This is a genomic window from Arenibacterium sp. CAU 1754 (genome assembly GCF_054482635.1).
Genome location: NZ_JBTLRG010000001.1, coordinates 194,437 through 218,402, shown reverse-complemented (window position 1 = coordinate 218,402; position 23,966 = coordinate 194,437). Strand labels below are relative to the sequence as shown.

Genomic DNA, 23,966 nt, shown 5'->3' with positions numbered 1-23,966 from the left:
AAAATGCAGATGACCATGTGGGCATGCTGCTGCCGTAGGGCCTGAAATTGGCCCGCTCAGTTCAGGTTGGTGCCCCCTGTGAAAGTTGCAGAGCACCATGGATTGCCTGGATGGAATCAAGCGTGTGCCGATTCCCTGTGAGCATTCCATCATCCTTGACCGTGGGGCTGCTTTCCTTGTCCCAATCGTCTTGCGAGACAAATCCACGTGCTTTCGCACGCAGGAACAGCTGCTCGGCCATGTTGAATTTCAGGCTCGGGCATGGCAGTTTTCCTGCCTCGCCCGAGGCGTAATCGTTGTGAACGAATTTGAACGCGCAGGCGCCACCGCAGGCCGGAAGCAGCTTGCAGCTGCTGCAGACCTCGTTCTCGAAGGGGGACCATTCGTTCCACATGTTTTCGGTTCCGGCATCGGACTTGCGGGGCGCGGAAATAACGCTGCCCACGCGCAGGCCCGAATCCATGACCGTGTCCCAGCATTTGTGCAGATCGCCATTGGGGACGACCACATAGCTGTTGGGTTTCACGGCTGTGCACAGCCCCAGGAAACGGGGCATTTTCGGCAGGGACATCAGCCCCTTTTCAAAAGCCAGTTCCTGCAACCGGTTCTCGACATCCGCATAATCGGTTTTCGACAGGCAGCTGTCACAGCCCCCCGCATTTTCCGCCACGCTTTCGACCGGCGCAAAATAGACCGATACGCCGTTATGAATGCCCAGCCCGTTTTCCTGCAGGATATCCAGAAGCGCCAGCGCCTCGGCCTCGTTCTGGCCATCGATGTTGACGCGCACCGATACTTTCAGCAGGCGACGCGCGGTCACCTCCTTGATGTTGTGGATGATCTTGTCGAACGTGCCGCGCCCGCTGGTCAGGTGCCGGCGGCTGTCATGGGCCTCGGCATCGCCGTCGATGGTGATCTGCACACGCGATACGCGGGCCTCTTTCATCTTTTCGGCAACCGGAACGGTCATCTTGTAGCCGTTCGAGATCATCATCGAGGTGTATTTGATGTTGTTGGCATCGCAATAGGCGATCGCATCTTTGGAGATGTCCCAGATCGCCTCCTGATCCATCAGCGGCTCACCGCCATACCAGGTCAGGTGAAAGCTTTTCTTGCCCTTCAGGCGCTCCATCAGGAACGCCTTGGTCGCATCCCGCACCTTGGCGGTCATTTTCGTCAGCGGCTTGTCCAGCCCCTGAAAGCAATAGTGGCAGCCAAAGTTGCACGACAGGGTCGGCGCGATGGTGACCATCATGTGAGAGTCGTTGTTGCGCGCCCTGTCATAGGAATCGCGCACGGCCGCGCGTTCGTCCGCGTCCGCGTTAACCACGTAACCGCCCTGAACGAACCCGCGGTAACGGGCCGAATACGGCAGTGCCTTGGACACCGAGAGATCCTGCCACAGCGCCATGTCCTGGGCATCCCAGACCGAAAACGACTGCGACACCGTATTATAGGCCAGATGGCGCGCCCCGGTCAGTGGCACCAGAATGGTGTATTGCGACGGCTTGATGCTCGTCGCGGTCTGATCGGAGTGGGATTGGAACGAACCGTCAGGCATGTTGCAGATCTCTCTGGTTGAAAATGAAAAGGCTGAGCACCGCCATCGACAATACGACGGCAGCGACCGCGAAATAGACGGAATAGCGCCAAAGCTCGGCACCGGTCAGCCCAAGCGGAATGATCTGTGTCATCACGATCACCGTCGCGCCATGCAACAGAGCGACGGCAAGGATATTGGTCCCGATCAGGCGCAGGGTCAGGAAATACAGCCCACTGCCAGCCGCAATCAGGGCCGCCGGAACACCCGCAGGAATATGAAAGATCAAATACGCCAGGGACGAGGCCAGGATCATGGCGGGCACATTGCCCTGAAACGCCTTGATCGCCGCCTCGCGAAAGAAAAGCTCGACCGCGATCGCGACCATGACCACCTCGTAGAGCAGTGCTTCGATCAGGGTCGGCACCAAAAAGGAGCCGATATTGATCTGAATCAATGAAACGCCATAGGCCACCGGTATGATCCAGAGCAACGGTCCCAGAACCAGCCCCATGGCGGTGCGGGTCCATGTCCAGTTCAGCCGCGCATCGCCATAAAGCGCATGGCGCGGCGGGCGTAGAGTGAACAGGATATCGGCGCGCAGGATCAAAAGCGCGCCAAGTGCCAGAGCAACATAGGAGATCGCCGAGATTTCCGAAGGGCTCAGGCCAAAAACCCCATGCCGCAATGTTTCGGACAGTGCCACGTAGATGAAGAAGCAAATGGCGAATGCGATTGGCACCCTAGCCCCCTTATAAAAAACCGTTACTTGAAAAAATCTGACTAAAAAATGGCAATGGCATAAATGATTCGTAAAGAAATTTCTGGTCTCAAAAAGCACCACTTGAAGCAACAAATGAAAACGTGGCGCGGGTATTTATGAATAAATTATTACCACACTCAGTAGCACCTGACTACCTTTCTACCAGAACTGGGCGAAATTGGTGCTTTGGCCCGAAAAACTTTCCATCGTTTCCAGTGTTTTAGCGGCAGGCACACAGGTTTACGTATGTGCAGGCTCTGGCAGATTATCGCCAATTCCAGAAACGGTATGCGCGAGAAGAGGCGCATTGTTCACAACCTGAGGACGGGTTCGTCGCGCTAAGGCGGGAATATGGCTGGAATCGGGCGGCCGGGATTCGTCAAATCACCGGCCCGCGCGATGGACGCGGCCACCGGGGCCTGACATGAAAAACATGCGGAGCCGGGACGCGTTTTGTCCGCATTCAATCAGTGCCAAAACACGGTGCCTTTATCCGGCTGATCCCGGCGTGAAAACGCGCCCCGGATTGAGCAGGTTCAGCGGATCCAGCGTCTGTTTCAAACTGCGCATCAGGGTAAGTTCCGCCGGAGTGCGGCTTTGGCCCAGATGGGCGCGTTTTACCATGCCGATCCCATGTTCGGCCGAAATGGACCCGCCCAGTTCACCCACCAGCCCATAGACAATGGATTCGATGTCCGCGACCGGCTGATCGCCCGGTCGTAGCGATTTTGCCATCAGGTGCAGATTGCCGTCGGCCAGATGCCCGCCAATGAACAACAGCGGGTCGCCGATCTCCCGGCGCAGTCGGGCAAGCAGTCGACCTTCCAGATCCTTCATGTTGGCGACCGAGAGGCTGATATCGAACCCTGCGGCAGGATGTTGCTGGCGCATGGCCTGGGCCATGCCGTCGCGGATGTCCCACAATGCGGTGACCTCAGCCTCGGACTGGGACAGGACCGCATCGGCGATCATCCCTTTCTCCAGAGCGCGCCTCAGGACAGTTTCGAATTTTTCCTGATCAAGCGCCGGCGAGCTGCCCATCATTTCCACCAGCACATAGAACGCATGACCGGTCTCCAGCGGGGCCTTGATGCCCGCGACCTGCGAAACGATGGCGTCATAGGTGAACGACCAGACCACCTCGAACGCGCTGAGATCGGCACCAAGGCCCGATTGCACATGCGCCATGAAATCAACCACGGCGTCAAAGCTGTCGACGGCGCAAAAGGCGACGATCTGGCTTTGCGGTTTTGGGAAGAGGCGCAGGGTGGCGCGCGTAATCAGGCCCAATGTGCCCTCGCTGCCGATGAACAACTGTTTCAGATCATAGCCGGTGTTGTTTTTCAGGAACCCCGTCAGGCTGCTGATGACCGTACCATCGGCCAGAACGGCCTCGACCCCAAGGGTCAGATCACGGGTCATGCCGAACCGCACCACCCGGTTGCCGCCCGCGTTGGTCGAAAGGTTGCCGCCGATGGTGCACGAACCCCGCGCGCCCAGATCCAGCGGAAAAACCAGCCCATGGGCATCAGCGCGCTCTTGGATGACCTGCAGGGGTGTTCCGGCCTGCACGGTCATGGTGCGCCCCTGTTCGTCCAGTGTTTCGATCCGGTTCATCCGCTCCATCGAGATGACGACCTCGCCCTGCTGGGGAACCGCTGCGCGGACCAATCCGGTCATGCCCCCCTGCACCACCACGGGCTGCTGTGCGGCGTGGCAGATGGCCATGAGGCGCGACAGCGTTTCGGTGCTGTCCGGTCGCAGAACAAGCGCAGGGGTCACGGCCCCCTCGCCCCGCGCGTCGGTGTAATAGCGCGCCCCCACATCCGCGCCGGCGACAAACCCTTTCTCCTCGGCGGCGGATTTCAACTGATCCAGCGTTGCGGTGTCCATTTCGGTCCGATCTATTTCATATGTTAAAAGCCTGTGTTCCAGTCTTGATGGAGTTCCGCCTTATGGCAAGCCTGTCATGCGGCCGGGCACCTGCCTGCGATTGACTTGCCCCTGCCCGCCCCGCCAAATGCACGGGCACATCACGCCCCAGGACTGGATAGACCCGATGAAGTTTTCACATGACCGCCTGACCCGAGTCGCCGCCGCCATCCTTGAACAGGCTTGCGGCAACGGCGAAACGGCCCGGCGCGTAGCCGAGCGCCTGATCATCGCCAATCTGACCGGACACGACAGCCACGGCGTGGGCATGGTGCCAAAATATGTCGAAGGGCTGCTGGCCGGGGAACTGAACCCGAATGGCACAGCCGAAGTGGTTCAGGACAAGGGATCGTTCCTGTTGGTCGACGGGCAGCGGGGGTTTGGGCAGGTCGTCGCCGAACAGGCGATGGAGCTGGCGATCAAGCGAGCGCGCAGCCATCATTTCGCGCTTTTGTCCCTGCGCAATGCCTTTCACATCGGACGCATTGGCGACTGGGCCGAAATGGCGGCCAGTGCCGGATTCATCTCGACCCATTATGTGAATGTCCTGTCACCCAACGCCCTCGTCGCGCCCTTTGGCGGCAGCGATGCACGGTTTTCGACCAATCCCTATTGCACGGCCATTCCGGCAACGGAAACAACGCCGATGTTCCTGCTGGACATGGCCACCAGCACCATCGCCCACGGTAAGGCCCGCGTGGCGCATCTGTCCGGGAAACAGGTGTCCGAAGGAGCCCTGATCGATGCCACCGGGGCCGCAACCACCGACCCTTCGGTGATGTTCGAAGAACCCAAGGGCGCCTTGACCACCTTTGGCCAGCACAAGGGGTTTGGCCTCGCCATGCTGGGCGATATTCTGGGCGGCGCCTTCAGTGGCGGTGGGGCGCACCTGCCCGATCGCGTTGTCACGGGGCGCATCGTCAACAACATGATGGCCGTGCTGATCGATCCGGATGTGTTTGGCGCCGGCGCGGATTTCGCGCAGGATTACGACCGCTATGTCGCCTGGGTCAAAGCGTCACCACCGGCGCCGGGCACCGAGGCGGTGATGATGCCCGGGGACCCCGAGCGCCGTGCCCGCGAGCTGCGACAGGCGACAGGCATACCCGTGGATACGGGCACATGGGGTCAGCTGCTGGAGACCGGGGAAACCGTCGGTCTGACGCGCGCGCAGATGTGTGAGATGGGTGGGGTCGTTTCGGGCTGAGCGGTGGATCGGGGGCGCTGCCCCCGTCGCCCGTTAACGGGCGCCTCCCCCGGAGTTTATTGGCAAGATGAAGACCGTTGAGCTGTTGCCAGCCGGTCCCGTTCAGGCCGGCTGACGCAGACCGAGGATCCGGCGGGCGGTTTTCCAGTCCGCCACCGGGCGTTCGTATTTTGCACACAGCTCAGCCGCGCGTCGCACAAGGGCGGCGTTCGAAGGCGCAAGTGTGTTGGCATCGAGGCGCACGTTATCCTCAAGCCCGGTGCGCGCATGTCCGCCGGCGGAAATGGCCCATTCGTTCAGAACGATCTGTTTGGCCCCGATCCCGGCGGCGCACCATGGCGCGCCCGGGAACAGACGCTCGACCGTCTGGATGTAATAGTCGAACACGTGGCGATCCGCTGGCATGGCGTTTTTCACGCCCATCACGAATTGCACATAGGGCGTATCTGCGATCTGACCTGCCGCGTGCATGTCCGCCGCTTTCAGGATGTGGGAGAGATCGAAGGCTTCGATTTCCGGCTTGACGTCATATTTGATCATTTCCGCCGCCAGCCAGTCCACGAGATCCGGCGGATTTTCATAGACGCGCGTCGGGAAATTGTTGGACCCGACCGAAAGCGAGGCCATGTCGGGGCGCAATGGCAGCATACCGCCGCGCGTTTTCCCCGCCCCCGACCGACCGCCGGTGGAGAACTGGATCACCATGCCGGGGCAGTGTTTTTCCAGACCTTCCTTGAGCAGGGCGAATTTCTCGGGATCCGATGACGGGGTTTCGTCATCGTTGCGTACATGCGCGTGGCAGATCGTGGCGCCAGCCTCGAAGGCCTCGTGCGTGCTTTCGACCTGTTCGGTGACGGTGATCGGGACGGCCGGGTTGTTGGCCTTGGTGGGGAGCGAGCCGGTAATCGCCACGCAGATAATGCAAGGATGTGTCATGCGATGGTTTTAGCCCGCGGCGCCCCGACCTTGCCAGCCCAAAATGCAGGACAGGATGGCAGGACGATGACGGCCTTTCGGTACATCGGTCTTCTGCACCGGCTGCCAGTCTTCCATCCATTTGCCATCGACAAGCATTACCAAGTGCCCTCAGGCCTGGTGAAAGACAAAGGACCGCATAGAGATCGACCCCAGATCGATATCGTCGGTCATGAATGTCAGCGCATCCCGATCATCGGACGCGCCGGCAATGGTGAGGGCCGGGAGATAGTGATCGACCGAAGGGTGCGCCATTTGCATCAGCGACCCCAACCCCTCGCGATCGGCCAGGGCGGCAAAGTCCCGGTCGGTCAAACGGTCCGCAAAGAGCGTGTCGAAGGCGACGGCGAAATCCTGCGGCTGTCCGCCATGATTCATCGCGCGCAGGTTATGAACCACATTGCCCGACCCCAGGATCAGCACGCCGCGATCCCGCAAATCCGACAGTGCCCTGCCAATTTCAAGCTGGTGATCAAGCCCCTTGGACATGTCGATCGAGATTTGGAACACCGGCACATCGGCCTTGGGGTAGAGAAATTTCAGAATGGTCCAGGCCCCGTGATCCAGGCCCCAGGTGTCGTCCTCCTGGGCGCTGTGACTGGCCAGCAGGGACACCACGTCGCGCGCCAGTTCCGGCGCGCCGCGGGCCGGGTATTTCTGTGCGAAAAGCGCATCCGGGAAGCCGTGGAAATCATGGATCGTGCGCGGCATATCCGATACGTCGACGAGGGTTGTGCCGCGGGTCATCCAATGGGCCGACACAACGAGGATCGCCTTGGGGCGCGGCAGGGTGCGCCCCAGATCCGACCACGCGCGGCTGAACGCCGTGTCCTCGATCGCGTTCATCGGGCTGCCATGCCCGAGAAAGACCAACGGCATGCGATCGCTTGGTGACAGGCTGTCGCGCAATTGATCAAGGGTGGGGGTTGGGCTCATCCGGTCTCTCCTCAAATGGCGCAGGGATGCTGTGCAGCGGGTGTGTTTGTGAAAGGAAGATACGACTTGCCATTCCAGAACAAAATGGCGAAGGCATGGAATGAATATCCACAAATTGTTCTTAATGAGGGTGCCATGGATATCGTCGATGAACTCAGGGCCTTTGTCGCTACGGCGTAAACCGGGTCGTTCACCGCGGCGGCGGATCACTTGGGCGTGTCAAATCGCCTGACCTCGAAGTACGTCGCCGAACTGGAAACGCGGCTGGGCGTGCGCCTGTTTCAAAGAACCACCCGTAAGGTCGGCCTGACACCGGCGGGCGAAGACCTTCTGGCGCGTGCGCCTGCCCTTCTGGATGATCTGGACGATCTGCTGAGCGGGGTGTCCGAAGGGTCGCGCGGGCTGTCGGGGGTCATTCGGATTTCGGCGCCTGTCACCTTTGGCGAGGCTTATGTGGCCGGTATGCTCGGACGGTTTGCCGCCGAGAACCCGAACCTCACCCTCGATCTGAGGCTGAGCGACCGGTACGTCGATCTGGCCGCCGATGGCATTGATCTGGCATTTCGCGTCGGCGTGACCGACACCCTATCGATCAAGGCCAGAAAGCTTGGCGCATTTCAGACCGTTCTGACCGCAAGCCCCGACTATCTGGCCCGCAACGGCATGCCGCAGACCCCGGCGGATCTGGCAGATCATGCCGGCATCTTGGACACCAACCGACGCTCTCCGCGGCGCTGGGTGCTGCACGGGCCGGACGGCCCGATCCCGGTTACGGTCAAGGGCCGGTTTCTGGTGAATTCGGCGCGCGCGGCCTGCGATCTTGCCGCGGCGGGGTATGGCATCGCCTACGCTCCCAGATTTGCGGTGTGTGATCATCTTGCAGCGGGGCGTCTGGTCACCCTTCTGGAGGGGTACCAAGGCGAACAGAACCCGGTCAGCGCGATTTACCTCGAGGGGCGCACCCTGCCCCGCAAGGTCCGCGCATTGATCGATTTCGCGGCCCAGGATTTCCGGACGGCGGACATCCTCTGACCGACCCAAGTCGCCCGGGCCCGTGTCTGCATTAGCGACTACGCTCCTGCCCAAGACACCAGACTGATCCGCGCGCGGGGGGCACGGTTGGCCCTTGTGCCCTAGAGGCCGATTTCGATCACGCCGTCCTTTTCCGCCGCCCGCGACTTGCACAGAATGATCTCCTGCGCGCGCTGCGCCCTGGACAGGACGAAATCGCGATGTTCGACATCACCGGAAACCAAACCGCACTTGCAGACGCCACAGATCCCGTCCGCGCATTTCACGTCTACGTGGACGCCGTTTTCCAACAGGACATCGGCGGCGGTCTTGTCTGCCGGAACACGGAGTTCGCGCCCGGAGCGCACAAGGCGCAGCGTGAAGTCATGGTTCTGGTACTCCGGCTCTTCCGGAACCGAGAAATACTCCAGATGCCGCGCCTCGTCGGGAAACCCCGCACCTTCGGCCGCTTTCGTGACCGCTGACATATAGCGATCCGCGCCGCAGGTATAAACATGCCACCCCGGCACATAGCCCTTGAGAATTTCCCCCAGATCCGCGCGGCTGCCTTCGTCGGAAACATGAAGCACCACACGATCGGCCCAGGGGACTTGGGCAAGATCCTCAAGAAATCCCATCGTGGATCGGGATCGGCCGGAATAATGCAGCACGAAATCCCGCCCCCCCGCGTGTAATTCATGCGCCATGGCGATCATCGGGGTGATGCCAATGCCGCCCCCCATGAGGATCGTTCGGGTTGCGTCCGCGGCCAGAGGGAAATGATTGATCGGCCGGGAGATGAAAATGCGCCGCCCCTCGGAAAATATCCGGTGCATCAGTTTCGACCCGCCGCGCCCGTGATCCTCCCTCAGCACGCCGACCTGATAGAGCGAGCGATCCGCCGGATCGCCCGACATGGAGTATTGGCGCAAGAATTCCGGCGCGACGACGATATCAAGATGGGCCCCCGCCTGCCATGCGGGCAGGTCGCTGCCGTCGACGGCGCGAAATTCATACTTCGTGACACCCTTTGCCATGACCTGCACCTTGCTGATCACGACCTGAATGACCGGGCTTTCCCCGTCGGCGGTGTAGATATGCGCAACCTCGTCCAGTGTGCCCTGGGTCAGCCGGGCCTTGTATTCGCGGGCGGTGACCATCGCCTGATACGCCTCGATCCCGGCTTCGCGGTCCATCGGGAACGGATAGGGCCATGGATGCGGTGCAAGGTTCGCCGGATAGACAGCCAGCGTCTGATCCTCGTATTTCAGATCGAGGTCTTTCTGGAGCGATCGGGCATTCACCGGGTTCGATGGCGTTTTGTACCCGCCGTCCTCTTTCAGTTCGAGGTCCCACCACCATTTTTTCACCGAGTTCAGCGCCCCGTTGCCGACCGCATCGTCCAGCTTGGCCAAAACCGGCGCGGCGGCGGGCAAGTTCATTGCGGCCCAGCGGAATGGCCTTTCGGCAAACAGCCCTTCGAGGTTCCATGGGCAGGTCTTCATGCAGCGCCCGCACATGGCGCCCCCGTCCGTCGTGATCCGGTAGGTCGCGCATTTCTGGCTGTCCGACTTCCAGAGTTCATACCCGTTGAACACCAGTTTCGGCCCGGCCGTGATTGCCCCCGACGGGCATTCACGGGCGCACTTGTTGCAACTTTCGCAGAACTTCTGCAGGCCAAAGTCGATGGGTTTGTCCTGTTCCATCGGCAGATCGGTCGTCACGACGCCTGACTTCAGCCGCGGTCCAAGGAACGGGTTCAGGATGACCTCACCGATCCGGCTGACCTCGCCCAACCCGGACAACAGCAACAGGGGCGGTTGCAGGACCTCTCCATCCAGAACAGTGTGCGCCTTGGCGCTATAGCCTAGGTTGCGGATCTGTTGCGCAATGACACCGCCCAACAGCGAAAACCGCAAATAGGCCCGCATCGACTGTGCAACGCTGATCCAGTCATCGCCGCTGGCGCCTTCCATCGTCTCATAGCCCTGATCGATGATCATGCTGATGGCCTGATCGTGCGGCGGCGTGATCGGGTCTCCACGCGCGTCGTGACTGTACCATGTCCAGTCCGGGCAGCGCGAAATGCCCACTGCGTCGATCCCAAGCCAGTACGAGGTCGCCTTGACCAGTTCCGCGGCCTCCTTTGGGGACAGGGTCACCTTTTGCGCAGCTGGCGCGCCGTCCTGCAAAAGAACAAAGGCCCCGAGCGCCCGCCGCTGCGCCATCGACGGTGCGGCCTTGCGGGCATAAAATCCGCCGGTTGCGCCCTCTTGCACCGCCTTGCCCATGTCGCCGAACTGCGCGCGGGCGAACAGGTCGGCGCGCTTGGGCACCCGGGCCACACGCGGTTCATCAATATAGGTGGTGGGGGCATCGACACGTTTCAGCGTCTCGAAGGGATGCGCACCGTCTACGAAACGGCGCCCTTCATAAGGCACCGCGTTCGTTGCGTTCTTTTCGAATGCACCACCCAGCCGCCACTTGAGGCCAAAAGCTGATTTTGGCTGCTGGGCCTGCGGGACAAGCGGCAGGTCAGGTTCGATTTCAAAGCAGGTCGTCACCGCTGCAAGACCAAACCTGGCGCCGATATAGGGATGGGTCAGCACGCCGTCCTCAACGGTCGCAAGCCCGGCTGCCACGGCCAGACGATTAAGGTCCACATCCGCGTCCGACACCGTATGCGCCCGCGCATCGAACCCCAAAAGCCGGACGTAATTGGCCACCACCACCGCGGTTTCTGCCGCCAACAACCCGGCCCGATGCGCCTGCGCGTCGCGTATCCACGCTGTTCCCGGCTCACCTTCCTGCGGCATGCGCGGGTTCTCGTACAAGAAGACAACCGCGTGTGTGTGGCCCTGCATGGTGGACGGGGGCGCCTCCATCGACTCTTTCAGATCGGCCATGATCATGTCGATGCCCGAGGCAAGCGTCTTGGTCTGCCGGGTCTTCAGCGCATGTGCCAGGCGGTCAATCTGGCGGTTGCGATGGGGCTTTTCCAGCACGGCCGCTGCGGGCAACAGGCAGGTTCCGACAACCGCCGCGTCCGCGAAATAGCCGAACGCCTTGAGATGGGCGGCGCGTTCGGCAGCGTCGTCGGGGCAACTGGCCCGCTGTGCGTTTGAGGGGCCATGGCGGATCGCATCAAGCATGGCCTGATATTCGCCCATCGCATTGACCACCGAGCGCGGATCATCCGGTCGCTCGAATGACAGCGCTTTATGCGCTGGCACATCCGACAGGTCCGGCAGATCATTACGCCGCGCCAGAAGCTCGGACGGATAGGGCCCCGCGTGTACCGGCCTTTTCTTATTCGAAAACAATCTCATGGGATCAATGGACCCAAAGCCTTTTTGGAAAACGCGCGTATCGGGTGCGCAGAGTATGGATCGGTCGTCTTACTGAACATTTTCAGGTCTCCCCCGGCATCGCAACCCTGCGTGGCCTGACAACCCGGCGCGCCGTCTCGTGCCTCCTCAATCTGATGGGGCGCCAAACAGGTATGCCCTGCGGCCCCACGACAGCGGCAACACGGTCTGGCGCAGGATTGCTACACTCAAAAAGACATCTTTTTGGGCTGAATCAGGTCTGAGAAAATGCTCCAAGTACAGCACGCAAGGCATTGACAAAAAATCATAAAAACACGTTCTGAAAAAGATGTTGTAGAAGACCGAAGCTGGCGGCTACCCTGAATGGGCACCTTGTCCGCGGTCCAGACGCCTGTGGTCGCGGTCACATCGCCGCAAGAACAATAATTAATTGAGAAGAATATTGTTTCCAAAATAGACTGGATTTTGATCTGAGATGATTGACCGGGCCACCAATCCTCTGACCTACCGGCTTACCGCCATCGCTTTCGCGGATGTTGCCCAATATACGCGCCATATGGACACCGATGGCGAGGCCACCATCCGACATTGGGCGGAACTGCGCGAAACCGTCCTCTACCCCCAAATGGACAGATTTTCAGGCAAGTACATCAACGAAGCGGGCGACGCTGTTCTGGCGGAATTCCCCAGTGCGACCGCAGCCATTTCCTGGGCACTCGCGGTTCAGAAGGAAATGGGCGCCCTGCCCGCGGACCGCAATCACATGCAGATCCGCATCGGGATCAATGTCGACGATGTCATCGACGACGGCGAAACGATTCAATCCGACGGGGTGATCGTCGCCGCCCGTATTCACGAAATTGCCGCGCCTGGCGAAATTGTCGTGACCCAGTTAACCCGGGATATCGTCCGCGGCCGTCTCAAGGTGTCCTTTCGCGACCTCGGCGCCCCACCGCTGAAAAACATAGATCGCCCCGTCCGGGTGTTCGCAGTCGAGGAAAAGACACCGGACACGGCGTTGGTGCGTCCGCACTCCAGCTGGTCCTCCCGTCCGACACTGGCGGTCTTGCCGTTTCGCGATCTGCTGGGCGTCGATGAGGACCGCTATTTCGGCGAGGGCATCACCGAAGACATCATCACCGGGGTCTCGCGCAGTCGGGCCATGTTCGTGGTGGCCCGGAATTCAACGCTCCAGTTCGGCGACTCGACCAAGTCGCAAAAGGAAATCGCGCAGGCCCTGGGCGTGAAATACCTTTTGACCGGATCGATCCGCCGGCAATCCAATATTTTGCGGATCAACACCGAACTGACCGACGTTGATCGCAGTCGCACCGTTTGGGCCGAAAAGTTCGACGGCCTGACGTCGGACCTGTTCGAGTTTCAGGACAGCATTGCCTCAAGCATCGTGGCCGCGCTTGAACCCAAGGTCCAAAGCGCCGAGATGTCGAAACTGGGCGCACGCACCACTGAAAGCCTCGATGCCTATGACTGTGTGCTGCGCGCCCTGTCCGAGCTCTACCGGCTGGAGGGTCCGAGTTATGGTCAGGCCCGCGCCTTGCTGACCCGGGCCGTGTCACTGGACAGCGGATATGCCCAGGCGCATGCCTATCTTGCCTGGTGTCTGAATTTCATCATCGCCGAAGGTCGATCCAGCAATGTCGCCGAAGACCGCAGACTGGCGATGGAACACGCGGTGCGCGCTGTTGATCTGGACCCCACCGACGCCTTCAACCTGTCGGTCCGCGCCCATATCCTGGGATTGATCGAAGGCGAGCCTTATCAGGCCGTTGAAATGCTGGACGAGGCGCTTCACCTAAATGAGAACCTGCCGATCGCCTGGGCGCTCAGCGCCACCAGCCACGCTTATCTCGGCCACGGAGACGAGGCCCGTGACCGGCTGTTGAACGTCTGGCGGCTGACGCCTTACGATCCGCTGAATTTCTTCTTCTGGACGGCGGGTGGATTGGCCGAATTCGTGGCGGGCGACTATGACGAGGCTGTCAGGGTGTTGCAGCGTGGCCGCCATGCCAAGCCGCATTTCGTCGCCAATCTGAGAATCCTCGCCGCGTCGTTGGGAATGGCTGGCCAAATTGCCGAGGCGCAGGCGGTCGCACAGGAGTTGCTGGCCGAGGACCCCGATTTCTCGATTGACGAATTTGTGTCATGGTATCCCCTGAAAAACCCGGACAACCGCGAAAAGCTCGTCATCGGTCTGAGCGCTGCCGGATTGCCTCAGATCAGTGAGCCCCAGAGCGCATGCGGTGCGTACGATTAGCCCGGACACCTGATATTCTCGACGATTTTTTAGAAGGAAATTTGAAACTGTAATTGAAGAAAGGGAGAATTTGTCATGGCCGATTATGGAAATGGGTCTTCGGGATCAACTGCTGCTGGTCTGGGGGCAAGCGGAGGTTTGGGCCTGGGCACATCGAACGGTCTTGGCCTGGGGCTGGGTTTGGGCCTGGGATCCTCGCGTGGTCTGGGCCTTGGCTTGGGCAATGGTCTGGGCCTTGGACTCGGCAATGGTCTGGGACTTGGGAATGGCCTTGGGCTGGGGCTTGGCAACGGTTTGGGTCTTGGAAATGGACTCGGCCTTGGGCTTGGCAACGGCTTGGGCCTCGGGAACGGCCTTGGCCTTGGCCTGGGGGCGGACGCCGCTATCCCGGTTGGCGCAGGCGGCGGCATCGGGCTGATCCGCAGCTATTACGCAACGCCCATCGAATTGGCGCTTTTGCCCTGGACGCTCAACTTCACGCCGGACAATGCCGGTGTCCCGCCCTTCCCTCTTGACGTCATCATCAACCCTTATCAGCCGGGCAAGCCGCCGCTGGAGTGGACCACCGAAGACTGGGATCCACAACTGCGGTTCTGGACGCTTCCGTTTGACCGCCATCTCACCGAATGGCTGCGTGCGGCGGACCGGTCTGAACCGGCCACCCTGGCGGCGCTGGAATTCGCGGGACAATACGAGAAGTGGCATCCAACACAGATTGACGAACTTGCACTTGGCTGGCTGGAACCGGATGATCTGGGCTGGCTCCCGACCAACCCGGGCGCGTTCCCGATCATCCAAGGCGAATTGGAAGCACTCAAGAACTACATGGAGAACGACCGGCAGAATTATCTGGTCGAATGTGACATTCAGGCCGATGGATTACCGGCCTATCTGATCCACTTCATCGGGGCCAATTCGTTCGACCACCCCTACACGCTGAAACTGATCGATATCGGACTGTCTTTGGGCAACGTCGCCTATATGGCCTACAAGGCACATTACAAACGGGTGCGCCCGTCCATTTTGCGCCCGGGTCTGACGGTGCCCTTCGGCCCGCCCGCGCATCCGGCTTTTCCCAGCGGTCATTCGTTCCTGTCGCATCTGATATCGCTGCTTCTGCTGGAAATTCCCGGCATTGAGTATCGCTATGGGGTGGTCCCTGTCGATGCCAACGCGGGTGATGGCGCTCTGCTTGAGAAACCGGTTTGGGCCACACTCAAAGGTACCGAGCCAATCAATTCGCCCTTGTTGTCGATCGCACATCGGATCGCGGTGAACCGGGAACGGATCGGCGTGCATTATCCGTCGGATTCCACCGGCAGCCGTCATCTGGCCGGGGCGATCTGGCACAACCTGATGGATCGCAGCATCGACTGCCCGACGCTGATGACCATCATCGAGCACGCCAAAAGCGAATGGCCGACGCCGTGGTAATCAGAACCTGACAACCCGCAGGCCGAGGTTGTTGTCATTGGCGACCAGATCCGTCAACCGCCGCGCCGTTTTGGGCAGGTCCTTCAGACCGCCCGCACCATTGCGCACGGCAACGGCCAGATTGGCCAGTGGATCCGTATTGGCGCGGTCGTCCGGGCAACTTGCCTCGATCAGAACGACCAGCGAGGCCCCGCCTGCGGGCGCACTCTCTTCAATCTTTTTCACGATCGCAGCCTCGCTCAGGTGTCCCGTCGTATCGGGATCAAGGTCCGGATCACCCGAAAGCGTACCTGCGTGTATCCACTCGATGTCCGACGTCAGGCCCCAGTCATCCGTCGGATCGCCCGAGAGGAGGCCGATCCAGAACCGATAGGCAATCTGACTGGCACGTTCACTCCCGCGATTGCCGACGACAGGTCGCCCTTCAGCCATCTGCCATTGCGCACCCGCCGACCAGTCCAGAGACACAGGGGTATAAGCGCCCGGCCCGTATTGCACCGTTCCACCAACCGTTTGCTCGGCCTCGGGGCGGCGATCCTTGAGGTATATATCGACGCGCGGCGCCTGCCCGATCCCGTTGTCGGTCACGGTTCGGTCCGCGGGGAACATGCCCTGCGCCTCATACGCCCAACGCACCGCTTTGTGCGTCACGCTGCCCTGCCATACATCCCGAGGGGTCAATCCGGGTGGCATCATCGGCTGGGGCACCATTTCGAGATCATCCACCATCAGCAGGCCGACATCTTCCATCCCCAGTTCCAGCATCTCGGCTGTCGAAGGTGATTGCGCCAGCCCGGCAATGGCCCGGATCAACAGAAACAGCGTCATGAAAGATGCGCGCTGCCGGATGTAGCGGTCCGGTTCCGCACCGGCCATGGTATCGCCCCCCAGAACGCGATAGAGCCGGAACACCGTTGACGACAGGATCTGTTCGGTCAGATAGCCCTTCAACTGGTCGCAATCGCTGGGCGGGTTCTGGATGACCGAACGGTTCAGCGTGCCATACCAGGCCCAGCCCAGCAAAGGGGTCCGGTCATGCCGCCGGGTCGAGAACACAAACGGATAGGTGACACCCCTGAAGGTTTCGGCGACCCCGCCGCGCTGATCCGCCAACCGCGAGTCGACGTCAAAACACACCGCCGCCATCGCATCTCCGGGACTGTGGGCGAAATCGAACTCCAGCTTGCCAATGCGTGCGGCCAGCAAGTAGTGGCCAAACTCGTGCAAAATCCAGCGTCGGCTGGACGCGATCCCCAATGGTTCGGGCAAACCCCATTTGCCATTTGGCAGTTTCGGACGCTTCCAACGGTTCAGGTTCGCAAGCGCAAGGTTCATCCGGATCTGCGGCAAGGTGTCCGTTTTCTTGCAGTCAAACGCCACCTGCGCGTTGATCGTTTTGCCGTCGCGGCCGGGTCCGGGATAGATGCCATAGCGGTAAAAGATCTGAATATCGGTTTTTGCCCGCACAACATAGGTCTCCGGGTCGATCCCGTAACTTGCCAAGAGATCAAAAAAATTCTGGCTGTAAACATAGGCACTGACGGCCGAAAATTCATCGCTGCGCGGCGTCAGGTCATTGCCAGCTGGCAGCTTGATTTTCTTGACTTTTTCAGTGTTCCCGAGGGGCCGCTTGTCTTGCGGCACATATTCGGGACACAGGCGGACCTTGAAGCCCGGGTTCATGAGCGTCGAGACCTCGGAATTCCCGACCGGTTGCAGGACACGGTAGCGTTTGAGAACGTCATCGTCGCGAAATGGTTGCCGTTGCATCCAGTCATATTCGGCGTCCGGTTCCGCCGGATCGAACCACCCCGGCGGCGTTTGCAGGAATATATCCGCCTCGCCGACACCCGCATGCGTGACCAGGGCACAGGTCTCGCTACTGGGCGGGAGCGGTTCTGACCCGTTGGCACGTACCGTAAACTTGCTGACAACCTGATAACTCAACGGTTCGGGATACCGCGTCCCGGCCCCTTGCGCCTTGAATACGACCTTGAGTGCTGAAGTTTCTTCAGACTGGGGACTGACCTCGGCGTCGGGAAACCGATATTCATCAAAGCTGATTGTATCGGGATCAACATTGGCAGAGGATGCGAGGATTTCATTTCGCGCACCGCCAGAAATCTGGCCGATCAAATCAGTCAAAATATTGATCGGGACATACGCCGGGTCGTCCGGTTCGAGCGACACTATTTCGGAATAACTGCGGTATCCGGCTTTGGGCAATTCAGCCGTCATTGACCGGATGGCCACTTTGTACCCGTCATCCGTCGCCGTCACCGACATTGGAACCCGCAGGCCGATATTGGGCGAAAGCACCACATCAGTCAGTATGACCTCGGCAGCGACCATCACGATCGTCGCAGGCAGCGCATAGCTGGCGGTATTTCTGGAAAGGTTCCAAGACGCGATCCGCGGCTTGTCGCCAACATCATCTCCCCCGACCGGTGGCCAAACCGGCAGCCAGCGCCAGACATCGGCATTGGGCGACCCGTTTTTATGCGGCGGCCACCCTTTCGGCAGGTCCAAGTCATTCCTGTTCTTCAGAAAATCTTTCAGCCGCCGAAGATAATTCGATGCAACGGCCCCAAGCACCGCTGCGTCAGGCGTGCTGTCGGATTGAATTGTGACCTCATAAGGCACGTCCGCATGCCCAACCAGACGCGACGGACGGCCGGACCCCGGATATTCGTTCTCAAATCGCAACCAGGCGTCGGGCCAACTGTCATGACTGTAAGGTTCAGGCGGCCACGGGGGATTTTCGATCGTAATTTCATCGGGCACAGCATTGCTCCCCTTTGATAAAAAATCTGAAAACATAAACTTTAAGAATTGCGGCATCCTAACCGATTTCGCCCCGTCGCGATAGGTTTGCCTGCGCTTTGCATCCCGACCTCACGCCGCCGGGTCGGTTTTCAATCCCGACAAGAGCCCGATCTTGCGGACCTGCGACGGCAATTCAAGCGCCCGGAACACAGACGTTTCTGTCCCGCGTTGGGGCACTGTGAAAGTGATGAGGATAATGGCGGAGAGACAGGGATTCGAACCCTGGAGACGGTCTCCCGCCTACACACTTTCCAGGCGTGCGCCTTCGACCACTCGGCCACCTCTCCGTGGAGCGGATATGTGCCGGATCAGGGCGCGCAATGCAAGCTGGAAAACGTCAAAAAAGGTGATGGCGCATCAATCGTCCAGATGGACATAGACACGACGGCTGTCACGGTTCTTTTTCTCGATCTTGCCGATGCGGATTTTGCCGATTTCGCCAGTGCGGGCCACGTGGGTGCCGCCGCAGGCCTGCAGGTCGACCTGTTCGCTGTCCGTGCCGATACGGACAAGGCGCACCTGCCCTGCCCCGCGCGGCGGTTTGACGGACATGGTTTTGACCAGTGCCGGGTTCGCGTCCAGCTCCGCGTCGCTGATCCAGTCATCCGTGACGCCAAGGTCGCGGTCGATCAGACCCTGAAGTGTGGATTGAAGCGCGGCCTTGTCCGGCACTGTGTCGGGCATGCGGAAATCGACGCGGCCCTTGGCCTCGGATATCGCACCCCCCATGACCGGCAGCGGGATCACCACCGACAGCAGATGCAGCGCGGTGTGCACTCGCATATGGCCAAGGCGGCGGTCCCAGTCGATGGCTTGGGTGAGAACGGTGCCGACCGGCGGCAGATCGCCCCCCTCAGCCAGCAAGGCGATCCGCCCATCGGGGGATTTTACTGCCTCTGTGATGCGCAGGGACTGGTCAACCCAGCTGAGCGTGCCACTGTCCCCGGGCTGTCCGCCGCCGGTGGCGTAAAACAGGCCGGCATCCAGAAAAACGGCCCCGCCATCGCCATGTCCCGTGACCGTCGCCTGCCCGCTGCGGGCATAGGGGTCTTGCAGAAAAAGTGGCGCGGCACTCATGCGGATGAGTCCGGGTCGTCTTTCTTGCCGCCATCATCGGGCGTGTCGGGTGCCGCTTCAACCTGGGTGTCTTCGCCATCGGTGTCCTGCGGAGGCCGCGGGTACAGGGCCTCGGGGTTGCGCAGCCAGACATCGCGTTGAGCAAAGGGAATTTCGATCCCCTCGTCGGCAAACCGTTTGGCGATTTCATGGTTCAGGTCGGAATGCACCGACATGACCCAGTTCACATCGCGCAGAATGGCGCGGATTTCGAAATCCAGACTGTCCGCACCAAAGCCACGGAACACAATGTTGGGCGCGGGATTGGCCAGAATCATCGGATGGGCCTTGGCGATCTCCAGAAGGATCGCTTCGACACGCTTGGTATCGGTGCCATAGGCCACACCAACCGGCGCGATCACCCGGCCGATGGTGTTGCCCCGTGTATAGTTCGTGACCGTACCGCTGATCAGGTCCGAGTTGGGAACGATCACATCCGTGCGGTCAAAGGTCTCGATCCGGGTCGAGCGTACCGAGATGTCGCGCACGTATCCCATCTGGCCCCCGACCTCGATCCAATCCCCCTTGGACACCGGCCGCTCGACCAGCAGGATGATTCCGCTGACAAAGTTGGACACGATGGTCTGAAGGCCGAAACCGATACCGACCGAAAGGGCACCGGCCACGATCGCGAGCGACGACAGGTCAAGCCCGGTACTGGTCACCGCGATCAGGGCGGCAAGAAAGATACCCACATACCCGGTGCCCGAGACAATGGCGTTCTGACCGCCCGGGTCGATCCGGGTTTTCGGCAGAAGATTGTTGCGCAACCCGCTCTGCAGCAGCCGGGTCAGGACATAGCCGGCCGCGAAAATGGCAGCGAAAGTCGCAAAATCCAGGGGCGAAATGCGGCTGTCGCCGACCTGAAACCCTTCGAGAAATTTGGCCCAGACCTCGGTCAGGTCCGCGACGCGCGCGCCCCAGAACAGGGCCAGAAACGGCAGCGCAAGCAGCGCCAGTGCAAACCCGACGAGGGTTGAAAACAGGGAATCGCGTGCAGCTTCGCCGTCTTTTGTGACGGTCGCGAACACATCGACCACAAAGCGTTGCAGCACCAGAACGGCGGCACAAAGCGCCAGCGTCAGCACCGCGGGATAAATGATCTGTTCCGCCGCGTCGGAATACCCGACGGCTGCCAGCACCGGGGCCAGAACGCTGACCGCAACGACAAATTTGCGAAGGATCGACACGAAGCCCGCAAACCCCAGTCGGCGCGCCCCCGGTTCGTCCGCGGCACCCGCTGACGGCCTGGGGCCGCGCAGCGCAATGCGCTGAAACCGCAGCAGCATCAGCGACACAAACACCAGTGGCACAAAACCAAGTACCGCGCGCGAGGCCTGTGAAATATTCGACACCTGCTCAAGCAGGGAAATTGCGTCCCGCGCGATCAGCATCAGCGCCAGCAAGGTCACGTACAGCCGAATCTCCGCCAGACGCCGGTGCGGCACGATCGGCTCACCCTTGTCATTCACTCCGGCATAGACCTGATCGCTGAGCCAGCGGAACACCAGCAGCGCCGCCCCCCATTTCGGGATCGCGTTCAGCACCAGATCGCCGCGCACGCCCATGGCGCCAGTGAGGGAAATGGCCTTGGTCACAGCCAGTAACCCGGCCAGCGGCAGGAACACCTTGGTCAGCGACACAAGGAAGGTCCACACCCCGGTTCCGCGCCCGCCAAGGCCGCGCATCATATCGCCAAGACGCTCGGCCCAGCGGTTGCCCCGCACCAGAAGGATCGCGCCAATCGCCAAAAGAAACAGGATGACCGGCAGATCGCGCCGGGTCCGCTCGACCGTCGCCTTGGACTTCATGCCGACCGCGGTTTCATTCGCAATCGAAACCACGACGCCCTGCACGTCCCTGATTGCATCGGGCCAGAACGCTGGATTGAGCGGCGTCGGACCGCGCGACAAAAGGCGGTCGGCCTGCCGCTCGCGGATTATCCGGTCGATTTCGCGGATCAGACCGTCGGCGTTGGTATAGGCCTCTTCGGCCACCACGCGGGGCACGCGCATTTCTTCAAGCCGGGTGTTCAGCCGTTCGCGCAGGGCCGCGATGTCGGCCGGTTCTTCGCCTTCCTCGGGCTTGTCGCCCAAGGCATTCAGCTGGGACTGAAGGGTGCGGATGCGGCTGGAATTCTGGTCCCGGGCGCGCAGGAATTCTTCGCGAAAATCGGCGATCTGGGCCCGCAGGGCCTCAAATGATGCATTGGACGCGCGGTTGGCCTCAACCGCCTGCTCTGCGCGTTTGGACGTGGACAGCCAGTCACCGTAAAGCTCTTCGGTTGCGGCGTCGCCTTGGGCCTCGGCCAGTCCGGCCCACACCAGAAAGACACCGGCCAGCAGGAACCGGACCATGTGCGAAAACACCCTCATGTATCGACAAAAACGCCCGGAATGCTGGAAGGGCCTTTGCCCATCCATTCGGGAACCGGCAACCCCTTGTCCCTGAGGAATGTCGGGTTGAACAATTTGGACTGATAGCGCGTGCCATAGTCGCACAGAATGGTCACAATGGTGTGGCCCGGCCCGAGTTCGCGCGCCAGGCGCACGGCCCCCGCAACGTTGACACCGGACGAGCCGCCCAGAACCAGGCCTTCGTCATGCAGCAGGTCGAAAACGTAAGGCAGCGCCTCTTCGTCATGGATCTGATAGGCATGATCGGGCCTAAACCCTTTAAGGTTCTCGGTAATGCGCACCTGGCCGATGCCTTCGGCGATGCTGCTGCCTTCCGAGGTCAGCTCACCCGTGGTGTAATAGGAATAAAGCGCCGCGCCCATCGGATCGGCCAGGCCGATCTTGACTCCCTTGGGCTGGAGCACATCGGCGATCCCGGCCAGCGTCCCGCCCGACCCGACAGCACAGATGAACCCGTCGACCTTGCCATCGGTCTGTTCCCAGATTTCAGGGCCCGTCGTTTCCACATGCGCACGCCGGTTGGCGACATTGTCGAACTGATTGGCCCAGATCGCGCCATTCGGCTCGGTCTTGGCCAGTTCCTTGGCCAGACGATCGGAATAGCGCACGAAATTGTTGGGGTTGCGATAGGGTGCTGCCGGCACCTGAACCAGTTCGGCCCCGGCCAGGCGCAGCATGTCCTTTTTTTCCTCGGACTGGGTTTCGGGGATCACGATCACGGTCTTGAACCCCATCGACGCCCCCACCAGCGCAAGACCGATGCCGGTGTTGCCGGCAGTGCCTTCGACAATGGTGCCGCCGGGCTTCAGTTCGCCGCGCTCGACCGCATCCTTGATGATGTACAGCGCGGCACGGTCCTTGACCGACTGGCCCGGGTTCATGAATTCGGCCTTGCCCAGAATTTCACACCCTGTCTCGTCGCTGACCCGGCGCAGCCGGATCAGGGGGGTGTGGCCAATCGCTTCGGACAGATCGCGTGCAATGCGCATGGACATTCTCCTGATTGTTGCTCCACCTCTAGCGCCGCAATCCGGCGACCTCAAGCGGCGACAGGGGCGCGCTCAGCCGAGTTCACGCAATCGCGAGCGGTGGCGCGCCAGCCAAAGTGCCGTGACCACCAATGGCATGTCACGAAACTGATGGGCATCGACGCCAGCCATGAGTTCGTCAAACGACAGGATCCGGCTGCGGATATCTTCGCCTTCGCTGTCGAGCCCGCCGATGTCCGGGCGCGGCGCGTCCAGATCGGTCAGGCCGACGTACATATGCACGAATTCACTGGACGATCCGGTCGAGGAATAGGTGCCCGCGACCGGATCCAGATGGCCCAGTGTCAGCCCCGCTTCTTCCAGCGCTTCGCGACGGGCGGTGCACTCGGGCGTTTCACCGGGATCGATCAGCCCGGCAACCGGCTCCCACACCCAGGGGGCGCGATCGCCGCCAATGAACACCGGCGCGCGGAATTGTTCGACCAGCAGAACCGCATCGCGGCGCGGATCATAGGGCAGCACGACAACCGCCTGCCCCAAAACCTGCGCACCGCGGTTGAGCGGACGGCTGAGACCCCCGTCATGCAAACGGAACTGCAGGTCCATTTCCTCCACCGCAAAGAAATTGACATAGGGGCGGTGATGGGCCTGCACCACCACGTCGCGGTCAATGTCGCGTTCGGGATCGCCCGGGCGGTTCTGCGCCGCCACCCAGGCCGCCGCCCGCAGGCGGATGCCAGTCATCCGCTTTGCCAGCGCGTCCGGGTCCATGCGGCCGTACCACCCCATGATTTCCTGCGCGGCCCGCAGCTGAATGGCTCCCCACCGTTCAACCCAGTCGGCAAGCGACCAGGGCGCACCCGCCGTCCAGAGACCGGGCCGGGGGAAAAACACCCGGGCCGGGCAAGCACCGTCCTGCACGTCCACCGAGACGTGCTGCAGGTCATAGTCGAACCCGCCCTCGTAAAACCGCAAGCGGTCGATGTCGCCCGGGTCGAGATCGCGCACCAAAAGGCCCTGCGCGGTGGCACCGGCATAGGGTTCAATCGTCGGAAAAGATTGATTTTGCACCCAGAATATGGCGTGACCGGGCAATTCGGCCGGGACCGCCGCACCGTCACCGATGCGTCGCCCCAGCACGATTTCCAGAAGCGGCAGATGGCAAAGGGTGCCGTAAAAGAACAGGTCAGCCATGGGAAATGCCTTTGAGGCGGCG

14 protein-coding genes, 1 tRNA gene and 1 pseudogene are annotated in these 23,966 nt (G+C 61.0%); 4 read left to right on the top strand and 12 right to left on the bottom strand.

Annotated features, from left to right (window positions below; all coding sequences use genetic code 11):
• Nucleotides 1-61: 61 nt before the first annotated feature.
• The 3 genes from ACXYMO_RS01105 to ACXYMO_RS01095 form a co-directional block, all read right to left on the bottom strand.
• On the bottom strand, nucleotides 62-1,561 hold the full coding sequence (locus tag ACXYMO_RS01105; protein ID WP_458876798.1) for a radical SAM protein: 1,500 nt from the start codon (nucleotides 1,559-1,561) through the stop codon (nucleotides 62-64).
• Nucleotides 1,554-2,282, bottom strand: coding sequence for a CPBP family glutamic-type intramembrane protease (locus ACXYMO_RS01100; RefSeq protein ID WP_458876797.1), 729 nt, complete (start codon nucleotides 2,280-2,282; stop codon nucleotides 1,554-1,556). The genes ACXYMO_RS01105 and ACXYMO_RS01100 overlap by 8 nt, the downstream gene beginning before the upstream one ends.
• Nucleotides 2,283-2,792: 510 nt before the next feature.
• Nucleotides 2,793-4,196, bottom strand: a complete 1,404-nt coding sequence (locus ACXYMO_RS01095; RefSeq protein WP_458876796.1) for an FAD-binding oxidoreductase — start codon at nucleotides 4,194-4,196, stop codon at nucleotides 2,793-2,795.
• A gap of 127 nt (nucleotides 4,197-4,323) precedes the next feature.
• Here ACXYMO_RS01095 and ACXYMO_RS01090 point away from each other — a divergent pair, with 127 nt between their 5' ends.
• The gene (locus ACXYMO_RS01090; protein WP_458876795.1) at nucleotides 4,324-5,442 is read left to right on the top strand and encodes a malate/lactate/ureidoglycolate dehydrogenase; all 1,119 of its coding nucleotides are present in this window, start codon (nucleotides 4,324-4,326) and stop codon (nucleotides 5,440-5,442) included.
• A 102-nt stretch (nucleotides 5,443-5,544) separates the two neighbouring features.
• On the opposite strand, the gene ACXYMO_RS01085 is transcribed toward ACXYMO_RS01090, so the two are convergent.
• Nucleotides 5,545-6,378 carry a beta-keto acid cleavage family enzyme gene (locus ACXYMO_RS01085; protein ID WP_458876794.1) on the bottom strand — a complete coding sequence of 278 codons (834 nt, stop codon included), beginning with the start codon at nucleotides 6,376-6,378 and terminating at the stop codon, nucleotides 5,545-5,547.
• A gap of 150 nt (nucleotides 6,379-6,528) precedes the next feature.
• The gene (ygiD, locus tag ACXYMO_RS01080; protein WP_458876793.1) at nucleotides 6,529-7,353 is read right to left on the bottom strand and encodes a 4,5-DOPA-extradiol-dioxygenase; all 825 of its coding nucleotides are present in this window, start codon (nucleotides 7,351-7,353) and stop codon (nucleotides 6,529-6,531) included.
• Between the two features lie 135 nt (nucleotides 7,354-7,488).
• On the opposite strand from ygiD, the pseudogene ACXYMO_RS01075 reads away from it, so the two are divergent.
• A pseudogene (locus tag ACXYMO_RS01075) lies at nucleotides 7,489-8,385 on the top strand (LysR family transcriptional regulator).
• A 101-nt stretch (nucleotides 8,386-8,486) separates the two neighbouring features.
• On the opposite strand, the gene ACXYMO_RS01070 reads toward ACXYMO_RS01075, so the two are convergent.
• Complete coding sequence (locus tag ACXYMO_RS01070) at nucleotides 8,487-11,693, bottom strand: reductive dehalogenase (protein WP_458876792.1); 3,207 nt, start codon at nucleotides 11,691-11,693, stop codon at nucleotides 8,487-8,489.
• A gap of 475 nt (nucleotides 11,694-12,168) precedes the next feature.
• Here ACXYMO_RS01070 and ACXYMO_RS01065 point away from each other — a divergent pair, with 475 nt between their 5' ends.
• Together ACXYMO_RS01065 and ACXYMO_RS01060 are read left to right on the top strand one after the other, a co-directional pair.
• Nucleotides 12,169-13,968: an adenylate/guanylate cyclase domain-containing protein gene (locus tag ACXYMO_RS01065; RefSeq protein ID WP_458876791.1), complete on the top strand. Its 1,800-nt coding sequence runs from the start codon at nucleotides 12,169-12,171 to the stop codon at nucleotides 13,966-13,968.
• 75 nt (nucleotides 13,969-14,043) lie between these two features.
• A complete protein-coding gene (locus ACXYMO_RS01060) occupies nucleotides 14,044-15,402 on the top strand; it encodes a phosphatase PAP2 family protein (protein ID WP_458876790.1) in 1,359 nt (452 codons plus the stop codon).
• Here the strand turns inward: ACXYMO_RS01060 and ACXYMO_RS01055 are convergent, their stop codons facing one another.
• The 6 genes from ACXYMO_RS01055 to ACXYMO_RS01030 form a co-directional block, all read right to left on the bottom strand.
• Nucleotides 15,403-18,186 carry a hypothetical protein gene (locus ACXYMO_RS01055; protein WP_458876789.1) on the bottom strand — a complete coding sequence of 928 codons (2,784 nt, stop codon included), beginning with the start codon at nucleotides 18,184-18,186 and terminating at the stop codon, nucleotides 15,403-15,405. It abuts the gene before it with no gap.
• A gap of 239 nt (nucleotides 18,187-18,425) precedes the next feature.
• Nucleotides 18,426-18,515, bottom strand: a tRNA-Ser gene (locus ACXYMO_RS01050).
• Between the two features lie 70 nt (nucleotides 18,516-18,585).
• Nucleotides 18,586-19,305, bottom strand: a complete 720-nt coding sequence (locus ACXYMO_RS01045) for an alanyl-tRNA editing protein (protein ID WP_458876788.1) — start codon at nucleotides 19,303-19,305, stop codon at nucleotides 18,586-18,588.
• Nucleotides 19,302-21,719, bottom strand: a complete 2,418-nt coding sequence (locus ACXYMO_RS01040) for a DUF3772 domain-containing protein (protein WP_458876787.1) — start codon at nucleotides 21,717-21,719, stop codon at nucleotides 19,302-19,304. The genes ACXYMO_RS01045 and ACXYMO_RS01040 overlap by 4 nt, the downstream gene beginning before the upstream one ends.
• Nucleotides 21,716-22,750 (bottom strand): cysteine synthase A, encoded by a 1,035-nt coding sequence (locus tag ACXYMO_RS01035; RefSeq protein WP_458876786.1) that lies wholly within the window; start codon nucleotides 22,748-22,750, stop codon nucleotides 21,716-21,718. Before ACXYMO_RS01035 ends, ACXYMO_RS01040 begins: the two co-directional genes overlap by 4 nt.
• 72 nt (nucleotides 22,751-22,822) lie before the next feature.
• A complete protein-coding gene (locus ACXYMO_RS01030; RefSeq protein WP_458876785.1) occupies nucleotides 22,823-23,944 on the bottom strand; it encodes an NUDIX domain-containing protein in 1,122 nt (373 codons plus the stop codon).
• Between the last annotated feature and the right edge of the window lie 22 nt (nucleotides 23,945-23,966).